Source organism: Collinsella sp. Sow4_E3, from assembly GCF_052116285.1.
GTDB lineage: Bacteria > Actinomycetota > Coriobacteriia > Coriobacteriales > Coriobacteriaceae > Collinsella.
This window is the reverse complement of record NZ_JBQKLJ010000012.1, coordinates 61,248-72,687: the sequence shown is the minus strand read 5'-3', so window position 1 is coordinate 72,687 and position 11,440 is coordinate 61,248. Positions and strand designations below refer to the sequence as shown.

Annotated in this window: 11 protein-coding genes and 1 pseudogene; 8 read left to right on the top strand and 4 right to left on the bottom strand. The window is 59.4% G+C overall.

Annotated elements, in window-relative coordinates:
* Window positions 1-355: 355 nt before the first annotated feature.
* A complete protein-coding gene (locus ACTQ48_RS07955) occupies window positions 356-1,255 on the top strand; it encodes a hypothetical protein (protein WP_441570560.1) in 900 nt (299 codons plus the stop codon).
* A 423-nt stretch (window positions 1,256-1,678) separates the two neighbouring features.
* On the opposite strand, the gene ACTQ48_RS07950 is transcribed toward ACTQ48_RS07955, so the two are convergent.
* The 3 genes from ACTQ48_RS07950 to pdxS all read right to left on the bottom strand — a co-directional run bounded on the left by ACTQ48_RS07950 (window position 1,679) and on the right by pdxS (window position 4,674).
* A complete protein-coding gene (locus tag ACTQ48_RS07950; RefSeq protein ID WP_441570558.1) occupies window positions 1,679-2,800 on the bottom strand; it encodes an IS110 family transposase in 1,122 nt (373 codons plus the stop codon).
* A gap of 375 nt (window positions 2,801-3,175) precedes the next feature.
* On the bottom strand, window positions 3,176-3,763 hold the full coding sequence (gene pdxT / locus ACTQ48_RS07945) for a pyridoxal 5'-phosphate synthase glutaminase subunit PdxT (RefSeq protein ID WP_441566948.1): 588 nt from the start codon (window positions 3,761-3,763) through the stop codon (window positions 3,176-3,178).
* A gap of 20 nt (window positions 3,764-3,783) precedes the next feature.
* Window positions 3,784-4,674: a pyridoxal 5'-phosphate synthase lyase subunit PdxS gene (gene pdxS / locus ACTQ48_RS07940; protein ID WP_441570556.1), complete on the bottom strand. Its 891-nt coding sequence runs from the start codon at window positions 4,672-4,674 to the stop codon at window positions 3,784-3,786.
* A gap of 145 nt (window positions 4,675-4,819) precedes the next feature.
* On the opposite strand from pdxS, the gene pdxR reads away from it, so the two are divergent.
* Window positions 4,820-6,250 (top strand): MocR-like pyridoxine biosynthesis transcription factor PdxR, encoded by a 1,431-nt coding sequence (gene pdxR, locus ACTQ48_RS07935; protein WP_441570554.1) that lies wholly within the window; start codon window positions 4,820-4,822, stop codon window positions 6,248-6,250.
* Between the two features lie 547 nt (window positions 6,251-6,797).
* On the top strand, window positions 6,798-7,670 hold the full coding sequence (locus tag ACTQ48_RS07930) for a hypothetical protein (protein WP_427747889.1): 873 nt from the start codon (window positions 6,798-6,800) through the stop codon (window positions 7,668-7,670).
* Window positions 7,671-7,921: 251 nt separating this feature from the next.
* On the opposite strand, the gene ACTQ48_RS07925 is transcribed toward ACTQ48_RS07930, so the two are convergent.
* The gene (locus tag ACTQ48_RS07925) at window positions 7,922-8,482 is read right to left on the bottom strand and encodes a ferritin family protein (protein WP_441570552.1); all 561 of its coding nucleotides are present in this window, start codon (window positions 8,480-8,482) and stop codon (window positions 7,922-7,924) included.
* Between the two features lie 403 nt (window positions 8,483-8,885).
* Here ACTQ48_RS07925 and ACTQ48_RS07920 point away from each other — a divergent pair.
* The 5 genes and pseudogenes from ACTQ48_RS07920 to ACTQ48_RS07900 form a co-directional block, all read left to right on the top strand.
* Window positions 8,886-9,059: pseudogene (locus ACTQ48_RS07920) on the top strand (iron-containing alcohol dehydrogenase); the annotation flags it as partial.
* Window positions 9,060-9,162: 103 nt separating this feature from the next.
* On the top strand, window positions 9,163-9,399 hold the full coding sequence (locus tag ACTQ48_RS07915) for a hypothetical protein (protein WP_441570562.1): 237 nt from the start codon (window positions 9,163-9,165) through the stop codon (window positions 9,397-9,399).
* An 8-nt stretch (window positions 9,400-9,407) separates the two neighbouring features.
* Window positions 9,408-10,787 carry an aldehyde dehydrogenase gene (locus tag ACTQ48_RS07910; protein WP_441540917.1) on the top strand — a complete coding sequence of 460 codons (1,380 nt, stop codon included), beginning with the start codon at window positions 9,408-9,410 and terminating at the stop codon, window positions 10,785-10,787.
* A 123-nt stretch (window positions 10,788-10,910) separates the two neighbouring features.
* The gene (locus tag ACTQ48_RS07905; RefSeq protein WP_117655201.1) at window positions 10,911-11,237 is read left to right on the top strand and encodes an HIRAN domain-containing protein; all 327 of its coding nucleotides are present in this window, start codon (window positions 10,911-10,913) and stop codon (window positions 11,235-11,237) included.
* A gap of 18 nt (window positions 11,238-11,255) precedes the next feature.
* A complete protein-coding gene (locus tag ACTQ48_RS07900; RefSeq protein WP_441570550.1) occupies window positions 11,256-11,435 on the top strand; it encodes a hypothetical protein in 180 nt (59 codons plus the stop codon).
* The last annotated feature ends 5 nt before the right edge of the window (window positions 11,436-11,440 follow it).

Sequence of the window (11,440 nt, the reverse complement as noted above, 5' to 3'; positions counted from 1 at the left end):
TCGACTAAACGCGCAGCGTGCGCGGGCCCTCCCGACGGGAAACGAAAAAGCCCGGTTTAAAACCGGGCTCGAACAAACACGCCTATTGACAATGGCTTTCTCATATTAAAAGAACTCGGATTTCATGATGGGCTTAATCATGGCGGGCTCCTTAAGGTGGACACGTTTGGTTCAGGCCATGATACCGCGACATGTCGCATTAATGTGTGCACATAGATTCTGCAGCTAGATTGGATGGCGACACCATAAACTAATGGACGTTTTGCCGAGAGGCATGAATGTTTAAAGCGCAAAGAGTGCGCGACGGGCCCCGCGAATGGGGCGATGATGCCCGAGAGGGCCAAGAAGGAGTCTCATGTCCGAGAACGAAGAGATCATGAACGAGACCGAGAACGAGACCATGGCTGCCGAGGTCGAGGCAGTCGAGACCGTGGAGACCGAAGCTACCGAGGTTGAGGCTGCTGACGAGGTTTCCGCCGAGGAGGAGGCCGAGGTTGTCGAGGCCGCCATTGATTACGATGACGAAGAGCTGATGGACAAGATGCAGAAGGCCGCCCGCCTGCTGCGTAGCCGTCGCTTTGCTATTTCCAAGGAGGAGGAGGCTAAGGCCGAGCGTATGGCGAACATCGAGCGCGCCATCAAGCTCCTTGACCTCAAGCCCAAGATGGAGCAGAAGGAAATGTCCGATCTGCTGGGCATGCGCCTTCGTGAGCTCGATGGCCTGATGGCCGAGGCCGAGGCTGCCGATCTGGTCGGCCGCATCGACAACGCCGAGGGCGATATGCGCAAGATCGTCGTCTTCGCTGCCGAGGATGCCGCTGAGGGCCTGGTCGAGCTTGCCAACAAGAAGGAGAAGCTCCTGCCCGAGCTTTCTTACGAGGAGGCCACCGAGCTGATGGCCGCGCTCGATAAGGTTATCGCTCCGCTCGTCGCCATGGGTCTGGACGAGGATCGCGGTCCTCGCGGCGGCCGTGACGACCGTGGTGGCCGTGGCGGCGACCGTGGCGGTCGCGGCGGCTTTGGCGACCGCGGTGGCCGTGGCGGCGACCGTGGTGGTCGCGGTGGCCGTGGCGGCTTTGGTGACCGTGGCGGCGATCGTGGCGGTCGCGGCGGCTTTGGCGGCAACCGTGGTGGCTATGGCGACCGCGGTGGCAACCGTGGCGGCTTCGGCGGCAACCGTGGCGGCGACCGCGGCGGTCGAGGCGGCGACCGTGGCGGCCGCAACGGCGGTGGCTTCCGCGGCAACCGTTTTTAGTTACGGCATTTTACCAAACGCCGTAACGGGCCGACGCTGCAAGCCCGCCAGAGCGGCAATCTGCCTTTCAACTTCGGCGGCATGACCAAAAGGTCAATGCCGCCTCGTTTCAAGGCGCCCTGCTCGCGTGTACGGGTTTTCGCTCATATGACCCAATCCGCTGTCAAGAGCCACAATGGCCCCGCCGACCGCTTGCAATCGGTCGGCGGGGCCTGCCGTTGAACCCGTCCCGGTCCGCCCCCGGCATGTCATCGACGCCTTCGGCTCAGTCTCATATCCGCGGATACCGTTCTGTCGGCCCGCACTCCATTCCTTCGGCGGGGTTCCCCAAGTCTGTCGAGGCGCATGCGGAGGGCTCCGCGCGCACAGCGAAATAGGGGGTATCCCCGAAGGCCGCCCGGCTCGCCGGGACGGGGGCTATGCCTATTCCGCGCCCTCCCGGCACATCATGCCGAGGGCCCAGAGCCACCTCACGAGCTCGGCCGCGGTGGCCGCGTTGGCCTTCGCCGCGGGCATGCCGCGGGCGAGCATCTCCTCGCGCCGCCGCAGGAGCCGCTCGGACCCCTTCCTCCCGTGCATCCTTATCTCGAGGGGCACGCCCGTGTCCCTCGGCATGAGCTTCGGCTGGTGCCGTGCCGCGGCGTAGCACCATGAACCCTCAACGGCCAGCTTCCTCACGAGCGCGTTGCCCGCACCGCTGATGCCTCCGAGCCGCACGGAGTCGCCACTCGACCTCTGACTCGGCGCGAGGCCGAAATAGGCCGTGACCTGCCTTCCGGAACGGAACCTCGTGAAGTCGCCGACCTCGGCCGAGAAGGCCGCGGCCAGCGCGAAGGCGCAGCCCTTGATCGACTGGAGGGCGGCCACCTCCGCGGCGATCGGGCTGGCATCCACGGCGGCCCTGTACTCGGAGAGCAGGTCCGCCCGGGCCTCCGCCGCGGCCTCGACCTCGTTCCTCAGGGCGGCGAGCGTCCGAACCCCGCCATCGTCCTCCGGCCTGACCTTGTCGAGCCACCTCAGGAAGTCGTAGGTCCAGTACTTCCTCGGGTTGCCGGCGGGCGTGGTGCCGCCGTAGACGAACCCCCGCTTTGCGAGGAAGGCGAGCAGCCGCTGCTTGGCGGTCGCCAGGCGCGCGGTCGCCCCGTCGTAGGCGCCGGCGAGGTCCCTGATGCCTTCGACCTCGGGGGAGGGGACCCATACGGGGGAGATGTCGTGGGCGAGTATCGCCTTGGCCATCCTGGCGGCGTCGTTCCTGTCGTTCTTGGAGGCCGAGTCGGCGGCCGACCTGGGGATCTTCGAGACCGCGGCGACGACGCACTCGACGCCGAGCCCGGCGAGCTCCCTTTGCGGGGCGAAGCCGAGGTAGCCGCTCTCGTAGGCCGCGAGCGACGGGCCCGGGAAGCCCGACATCCACCCGGCGATCTCGCCCCAGGGGTTGCCGGGGAACCTCCTCGTCACGGCCTCGCCGGTGTCCGCGTCGAGGGCGCAGACGGTGGTCGACCTCAGGTGGACGTCCATCCCGAACGCGGTAGAATACTTTGGCATGGGAGCCTCCCAACCTCGTTGCGGCGCGGCTGCGCCTATGGCACTTCAACATCATTGTCGCAGCCCCGACCCGCGGTCACGAGCGGGGGCTCCTATCTTTTTAGTGCCCTCGGATTGGGTCATAGTGTCTGTCGTTGCCAAAACATCGGCGTTGCCTTGATTCAAACCTGCCAAAAAGGGACAGGTTTATTTTGGTCGGTATTATCTGGGCAAACGTGGCCGTCTATCGCAATGTAGTCGTTGAAAACGTCCCCAACGACTACATAGCATGAGAGTGGATAATCTCCCGGTTTGAGCCTGCATCCAAGCTCAAAGTGCGAGATTTCCACTCTCATTTGCTATGCGTCCGAAAATCCACGTTCGTTTGTTTTCTGCCTACATTTGGAGGAAGAGCTCGTGGAGGCGGGTGTCGTCGTCGAGCTCGGGGTGGAAGGTAACGCCGAGCTGATTGTCTTGACGGGCGGCGATGATTCGTCCGTCGACTTTCGCTAAGGCCTTGGCATTGCCGTGCACCTCGACGATGCGGGGTGCACGGATAAACGTTAACGGCACTTCACCGTCGATACCGCCTACCTGCCCCTTGGTGTGAAAACTGCCGAGCTGCCTGCCATAGGCATTGCGCTCAACGAGTATATCCATGGTTGCCAAGCGCGGTGTCCCCTTGTCATCGTGGGCGGCAAGGTCGCGCGCCAACAGAATCAGACCGGCACAAGTTCCCAGTACAGGCATGCCTTCAACAATGCGGGTACGAAGATCCTCGAGCATATCGAGTTCGGCAAGTAGCTTGCCCTGAACGGTGGACTCGCCGCCGGGAAGTACCAGACGGTCAAAGTTCTGCTGCAAATCGGCCGCCTGCCTCAGCTCAATACAGTGTGCGCCCAGCTCGGATAGTCTTGCTTCGTGCTCGGCAAAAGCGCCTTGGACCGCCAGCACGGCGACCGTTTGGTCTGCATAATCGCTCATGGGCGATCCTTTCTGCCGGACTAGCGCCCGCGCTCCTCCATGATAATCTCGATCTCGTCGGCGTTGATGCCCACCATGGCCTCGCCCAGGTCCTCCGAAAGCTCGGCAATGAGTTTGGCATCGGTGAAGTTTGCCACGGCCTTGACGATGGCGGCGGCGCGCTTGGCCGGGTTGCCGCTCTTAAAGATGCCCGATCCCACAAAGACGCCCTCGGCGCCCAGCTGCATCATCAGCGCGGCGTCGGCGGGGGTCGCTACGCCGCCGGCGGCAAAGTTCACGACGGGAAGCTTGCCCGTGGCGTGGACCTCGCGCACCAGCTCGACCGGAACCTGCAGTTGCTTGGCTGCCTCAAAGAGCTCCTCATCGCGCAGGGCAACAACGTCGCGGATCTGTTTTTGGATCTTGCGCATGTGACGCACGGCCTGGACGACATCGCCCGTACCCGGCTCACCCTTGGTGCGAATCATCGTGGCGCCCTCGGCAACACGGCGCAGCGCCTCGCCCAGATCGCGGGCGCCGCAGACAAACGGCACGTCAAACTGGGTCTTGTCGATGTGATAGACGTCGTCGGCAGGGGAGAGAACCTCGGACTCGTCGATGTAATCGATCTCGATGGCCTGCAGGACCTGCGCCTCGACAATGTGGCCGATGCGGCACTTGGCCATAACGGGGATGGAGACGGCCTCTTGGATGCCCTTGATCATCTTGGGGTCGCTCATGCGTGAGACGCCGCCTGCGGCACGGATGTCGGCCGGGATGCGCTCGAGTGCCATGACGGCGCAGGCGCCCGCCTCTTCGGCGATGCGTGCCTGCTCGGGCGTGGTGACGTCCATGATGACGCCGCCCTTGAGCATCTGCGCGAGCTCGCGATTGAGTTTGACGCGATCTGCCTTGCTGGTCTGTTCTGCCATGGTTGCTCCCTTGGTTGGCATGTGCATTGCTTGACGGAACATCCTATCGGGGAGCTGGGTATGGCGAAATACTCAGTTTTAGAGATAATAATAAGGCCAGACTAATACCAGATTGAATGACTCAATAAGGTCAGGTGACAAACTCATGCTTGACTACAATTTGGAAAAACGCGGCGACGCATCGCTCTATGAGTATATTTACCAGCAAATTCGAGATGATATCGTTGCTGGACGCATTGCGGCGGGGGAGCATCTTCCGTCTAAGCGCGCCTTTGCCAATCATCTGGGAATCAGTGTCATTACCATCGAGAATGCATATAGCCAGTTACTTGCCGAGGGCTATATTTGCTCAATGCCGCGTCGTGGCTACTACGCTTGCGAGCTTCCGGATGCACCGGTTTTGGCTTCGGCTGCAGAGGGCATCGACCGGGATGCCGTCTCTGCGGGTTCCGGCGCGCATGATGTCAACGGACAGGTCGAGCGATTCGATACACTTTCTCCTTCTGCTTTGGAGGCGGCGCGGCTTTGGCAAAGCGCGCTGCGGGCGACGCTGGCATCCGAAGACGAGCGCGAAATCTTTTCGACTGCGCCGGCACAGGGCACCACTCGGCTACGACGCGCAATTGCCCACCATCTGCGCGGGACAAGGGGCATGAATGTCGACCCCAACAACGTTGTTATCGGCGCAGGCGCCCAGCTGCTCGATACCATGTTGGTTCAGTTGCTTGGCGCCGACAAGGTGTATGCCGTTGAGGACCCGGGCTATTTGCGCCTAACGCGCATCTATCAGGCTATGGGTTGCAAAGTTCGACATATCCCGTTGGATGATGAGGGCGTAGACTTGAGCGCTCTGCAGAAAACGGGGACCGATGTCCTTCACCTGATGCCGTCCCATCAGTATCCGACCGGCCTTGTGACGAGCATTGCGCGTCGCTATGCGCTGCTGAGCTGGGCCGCCAAGCGACCAGGTCGATATCTCATCGAAGATGACTTTGATTGCGAGTTTCGTCTGGCCGGCAAGCCGATTCCCGCGCTTGCTTCGATCGATGCCGCTCAATCGGTCATCTACACCAACACGTTTTCGAAGAGCCTTTCATCGGCGTTGCGTCTAGCGTACATGGTGTTGCCCGATGAGCTGATGAAGCGGTTTAGGTGCAACCTTGGTTTCTACGCCTCGTCGGTGAGCTCTGTCGACCAGGTCGCTTTGGCTCGTTTGCTGGAATCAGGTGATTACGAGCGACATGTGAACCGCGTGCGCGTTCGTGCTCGTGAGGCGCGTGATGGCCTGGCGGCGCTTGTACGGAATGCGTTTCCAGCAGGAGAGGTTTCGATCGAGCATGCAGACGCAGGTCTTTACTGCACCGTGGTTGCGGAGCGGGGAACGGGCGGAAGCTCTTTTGCGCAGGCCCTCACGCGCTCGAGCATCCCTTTTATCGATATCAGTAACTGTTATTGGTGCGCCGATGGCGCATCTGTCCCAGAAAACTCAACTCAAATTCTTGTCCAGTATGACGACCTGAGTCCGGAGGTGCTTAATACCCTGGAATCGCAGCTAATGGGGCACTCTGTAACCTAAGTGAGTAGACTTTTGGCACTTTGGCGACCAGACAGTTTTGTAACAAGCTATCTACCTGTGGTTTTGAGAAGTGGGATCATCGGTCTGCTCGGGATGTTCCAAAAAGTCTACTCACTTGCCGCGCAAAGCTTCCGCATGAGAAAAAAAGTGGGGTTTCCAACAGGGCTTCGTCCAGTTCTCGGTAAGCTTTTGGCCAGTTGGGGAGGGCTGTTGAAAACTTTGCAGTTCGTTCGGCGCCATTTTTGGTGCGTTCGCGCCAATGAGAGACCGACTGGGTTGAAATTCGTGCTTTCCTGTGCCTATGAAGGATCTACTTTGTGACATATCGGCTTTTAGGTACTGGCGTTTGCCCCCTCAAGTCCGCGCTTTGTGTCCTCCGCTTCCGCGGCCGGATGAAGACCGGCAGCGATATGACCTCGTCCGCAACCCGACGGCTGCAGTCGCGCTCGGTTTTCCCTTGTATACATTGGTTCGGACGAGAAACAAACGGACTTGCCCTGCCAACATTAGGCAGCGTCTGTTTCTTGGTGAACTCCCCAGGGAATCCGTGCTGGAAACGGAGCATGGATTTTTGGTCACGTCTCCTCTACTGACGGCATTTATCATGTCTCGACATCTAACGGATCTCCAACTTCTGCTGGTATTGGCGGAGATGTGCGGCTTGTTTGCGGTATGCGCTCTGCCGGCGGCACTTGAGGTGGAGCTTTCGCGTGCAATTGATTCGGGTACGATTTCGACAACGTTGGGTTGGGTGCGCTGCCCGTCCGAGGGCGGCGCCGCCTCAAATTTGTGGCGTCGCGACGCTTTGGTTTTGGATGGGGACCTTGACCGTTTTTGTTCAGATGTTTGCGGGATGCGTTACGGCAATCGATTTATGGCGGTGTCGCAACTCGTTCCATTGGGTGCCGCTTCGCCTTTTGAGGTCGAGGCGTATTTGTTGCTTGGACTGCCGCGAGCCCTGGGAGGTGAAGGGTTTTGCGGCATAGAGCTCAATGTCAAAGTGATGCTAAGCACAAGTGCTCGAGCGATTGTAGGAAAGACACGCGTATATATCGACCTACTTCTTTCCTCGCCGGACGGGAGGCGGCAGGTGGCCATTGAATGTCAGGGAAAGGCCTCGCACGGGCGCGCGGGGGATGGCTTGCGTGACGCTGACCGCATGACGGCGCTTCAAGCCATGGGCTACGACGTGCTTCTCCTGACACACGGACAGATATCCGATGAGGATAGATTCCGTGCAATCGTTAAGGCCGTATGCAGGATGCTCGATGTTGAATATCGCGATAAAAGCTCGGATGAGCAAAGGGTTGAGGCATTACTCCGGTCTGAACTATTCGTTGACTGGACAAAATTGGGAGTAATCGACGGAAAGATGTCCATTGGACACAAAACAGCTCGATCGTGGACAGCGCGGATCTAAGTGAGTAGACTTTTGGCGTGATGGCGACCAGGCCGTTTTGCAACAAGTCATTTACCTGCTGCTTTATAGAGCAATATGGATGGTCTGCTCGGCAAGTTCCAAAAAGTCTACTCACTTAGTTTTTGACGAGAAGTCGATGCCGAAGGTGGCCCTATTTCAGGGCGTTAACGAGTTCATGAGACACGAAAAAAAGGCCCGAACCATGCGGTTCGGGCCCTTTAAAGTTAGAGATTATCTCTCAGGCGGTTGGCTTAGCCAAAGTAGCGCTTGAGCAGGCCGGCGAAAGCCTTGCCGTGGCGGGCCTCGTCGCGAGCCATCTCATGCACGGTATCGTGGATGGCATCGAGGCCAGCGGCCTTGGCACGCTTGGCAAGATCGGTCTTGCCGGCGGTGGCGCCGTTCTCGGCCTCAACGCGCATCTCGAGGTTCTTCTTGGTGGAGTCGGTCACGACCTCGCCCAGGAGCTCGGCGAACTTGGCGGCGTGCTCGGCCTCCTCGTGGGCAGCCTTCTCCCAGTATAGGCCGATCTCGGGATAGCCCTCGCGATGGGCGACGCGAGCCATGGCCAGGTACATACCGACCTCAGAGCACTCGCCCTCAAAGTTGGCGCGCAGGTCGGCAATGATGTCCTCGGAGACGCCCTCCATCTTGGCGACGCCCACGACGTGCTCGGCAGCCCACTCGAGCTTGCCCTCCTCCTGCTTCAGGAAACGAGAACCGGGAACGCCGCACTGGGGGCACTTAAAATCCTCGGGCAGCTGGTCGCCGTCGAACTCTTCCACATAACCGCAAACGGGGCAAACAAATTTCATGATTCGATCCTTTCGATGGATGGCGATGGGGCGCTTGTCCGATCCCGTAAGGGCCCTCTCCGGACGTGCGTCTTGACGAGTTCTATTATCCATAAATGCAACAAAATGTGAAGCCTATTAGGAATGATTTTTGATAAAATAATTTTGAGAGATGAAGATGTTGATTGATTAACGATTGGCAGGCCGCCTGCGACCTCTGATGAGTACAATCGGTCGAACAAATGTTGACCAATCAACAAATGAGGGAGTTTCCTTTATGATCTAGCCCGCTGCGCCTGGTGCCGAACGTATCAAACGGTTTTCGCATCGCATTGCCGGTGCTGCCCTATACCGAGCCACACATTCTGGAGCATGCTGAGAGAGCGCCTGCCAGGCCATTATCGGCTTTGGCGGTGGCTCGGCCATGGACTGTGCCAAGGGCGTGGCAGCACGCATCGCACAGCCAAACAAGCCCATCAACAAGATGCGCGGCCTGCTGCGCGTCCACCGTCTCCTGCCGCTGCTTATTGCGGTTCCCACTACCGCCGGTACGGGAAGCGAAGTCACGCTCGCGGCGGTTATCACCGATGACGAGACGCACTACAACTACCCCATTAACGACTTTGTGCTTATCCCGCGCTTTGCGGTGCACGACCCCGAGTTCACGCGGTCTGCCCGCCTCCATTACGGGGCAGACGGGCATGGACGCCCTGACGCATGCCGTCGAGGCCTTTATCGATTGGGTCGATCGAATGAACGCCGCCTTGGACATTCCCAAATATGTGACGGGCATTCGCCGCTCCGACATTCCCGAGATGGCGGCGCCTGCCGATGCCGAGGCCAATCCGCTGTACCCCGTTCCACTTTTGATGGACCGTTTGGAGCTGATGCGCATGTACGAGGTTGACGCGGGTGGTATGTTTGAGGGCGAGAACTAGGAGGGTCCATGAATACCGAGGAAATTGCGCGCATTGTCGGAGACCAGCGCGTCTACTTTAAGACGCACGCCACGTTTGATGTCGATGCTCGACGTCGTGCGCTCGTGAGTTTACGCGATGCGGTGCGGGCCCACGAGGCCGATATTGCCCATGCGCTCAAGACCGATTTGGGAAAGTCGCATGACGAGGCGTATATGTGCGAGATCGGCACGTCGCTTTCCGAGATTCGTCATCAGATCGCACATGTGGCTCGATGGAGTCGTCCGCGCCTGCGTCCGTGCGACCTTGCCAACGCCGTGAGTGTGTGCAAGACGCAAGCCGTGCCCTATGGCGTCACGCTCATCATGGCCCCGTGGAACTACCCGTTTTTGCTAACGCTCGAGCCGCTCGCCGGCGCCCTTGCCGCGGGCAATACTGTGGTCATCAAGCCGAGCGCCTATGCTCCGGCATCGAGTGCGGTGCTCAAGCAGATCTGCGAAGAAGCATTTGATCCGTGCCTGGTGACAGTTGTCGAGGGCGGGCGCGCCGAGAACGAAGCGCTGCTCGATGAGTGCTGGGACAAGATCTTCTTTACCGGTAGCGTTCCGGTCGGCAAGCTCGTCATGGAGCGCGCAAGTAAAAACCTTACGCCCGTGACGCTTGAGCTGGGTGGAAAGAGTCCCTGCATCGTGGATGCGACGGCAAACTTGAAGGTTGCGGCACGGCGTATCGCCTTTGGTAAATGGCTCAACGTGGGGCAGACCTGTGTGGCGCCCGACTACCTGCTGGTCGATACGCGTGTGCACGACGAGTTGCTGGGCCTCATCAAGGAAGAGGCGCGCCGTATGTTTGGCGAGCATCCGCTCGACAACGAGGATTACGGGCATATCGTCAATGCCAAGCATTTTGCGCGCGTGCATGGGCTGATCGATCCCGATAAGGTCGTGCTTGGAGGTGCTGCGCGCGAGGCTTCGCTCAAGATTGAGCCGACAATTTTGGACGGCGTGGCCCCCGATGACGCCGTGATGCAGGAGGAGATTTTCGGTCCCATCTTGCCGGTGCTGACGTTTGAGAGCCTAGACGAGGCCGAGACGTTTATTACGGATCGTCCGACGCCGCTGGCCCTGTATATCTTTAGCCAGGACCGTGAGGTTCAGCAGCGCTTTGTGCGTTACGTGCCCTTTGGTGGCGGTTGCGTCAACGACACGATCATGCACCTGGCTACGAGCCATATGGGCTTTGGCGGCATGGGAGCGAGCGGTATGGGGCAGTACCATGGACGCGAGAGCTTCAATACGTTTAGCCACAAGAAGAGCATCGTGAACAAGGCAACGTGGCTGGACGTGCCATTTCGCTATGCCCCTTACGCAAACTGGAAGCACAAATTCGTGCGCATGTTTGTGCATTAAAATCAGATGGCGTAGGGACAAACGGTCGAAAAGACGCAGGCAGGATGAATTTGTGTCCGCACGGACCCGTAGACTTCTCGGTAAGGTTAAGCGCCGTTTTATCCGGCCGTTAGGGGAGTTGCTATGTACGAGCCTTCACGTGTTCTTCTGTCGTTTCACATTGCGGGATTTCAGTATGCCGACGGCGCTTTGGTCCTGGGCGATCTTAAAGCGGGCGATAAACTGACGCTGTGCGCCGAGCGCGATAATCCCCATGATCCCGAGGCGGTTGCGATCTACTACGGCAACACCAAGCTTGGCTATGTTCCGGGAAACGAGGTCGGTCCGCTGTCCTTGATGATGTATTACGGCCATGAGGACGTATTTGAGGCCCGCGTGCAGCAGGTTGCCCCCGAGCGTAGCCCGTGGCACCAGGTGCGCGTTGGGCTCTATGTGGTGGATGCCCGCTAATCGGTAAGGGAGGCTGCCATGTTTGATGACGACGACCTGTTCGATCTGACGGACGATCCGTTTGAGTGGGATATGCTACTCGATGACGATGAGCTGGAGCAGGACCGTAAGATGCGACAGGACAAGAAAACTCAGGGTGATGCGTCGAAAAAGAAAGACAAGCGCCGTCGCGGACTGTTTGGCGGGCTCTTTGGGTAACTGCC

Excerpts from the sequence above, each read along its gene's own strand:
- ACTQ48_RS07915 (WP_441570562.1), top strand. The coding sequence starts at position 9,163 with ATGGACGCCCTGACGCATGCCGTCGAGGCCTTTATCGATTGGGTCGAT.
- ACTQ48_RS07905 (WP_117655201.1), top strand. The coding sequence starts at position 10,911 with ATGTACGAGCCTTCACGTGTTCTTCTGTCGTTTCACATTGCGGGATTT.
- ACTQ48_RS07910 (WP_441540917.1), top strand. The coding sequence starts at position 9,408 with ATGAATACCGAGGAAATTGCGCGCATTGTCGGAGACCAGCGCGTCTAC.
- pdxR (WP_441570554.1), top strand. The coding sequence starts at position 4,820 with ATGCTTGACTACAATTTGGAAAAACGCGGCGACGCATCGCTCTATGAG.
- pdxS (WP_441570556.1), bottom strand. The coding sequence starts at position 4,674 with ATGGCAGAACAGACCAGCAAGGCAGATCGCGTCAAACTCAATCGCGAG.
- ACTQ48_RS07925 (WP_441570552.1), bottom strand. The coding sequence starts at position 8,482 with ATGAAATTTGTTTGCCCCGTTTGCGGTTATGTGGAAGAGTTCGACGGC.
- ACTQ48_RS07950 (WP_441570558.1), bottom strand. The coding sequence starts at position 2,800 with ATGCCAAAGTATTCTACCGCGTTCGGGATGGACGTCCACCTGAGGTCG.
- ACTQ48_RS07955 (WP_441570560.1), top strand. The coding sequence starts at position 356 with ATGTCCGAGAACGAAGAGATCATGAACGAGACCGAGAACGAGACCATG.
- ACTQ48_RS07900 (WP_441570550.1), top strand. The coding sequence starts at position 11,256 with ATGTTTGATGACGACGACCTGTTCGATCTGACGGACGATCCGTTTGAG.
- pdxT (WP_441566948.1), bottom strand. The coding sequence starts at position 3,763 with ATGAGCGATTATGCAGACCAAACGGTCGCCGTGCTGGCGGTCCAAGGC.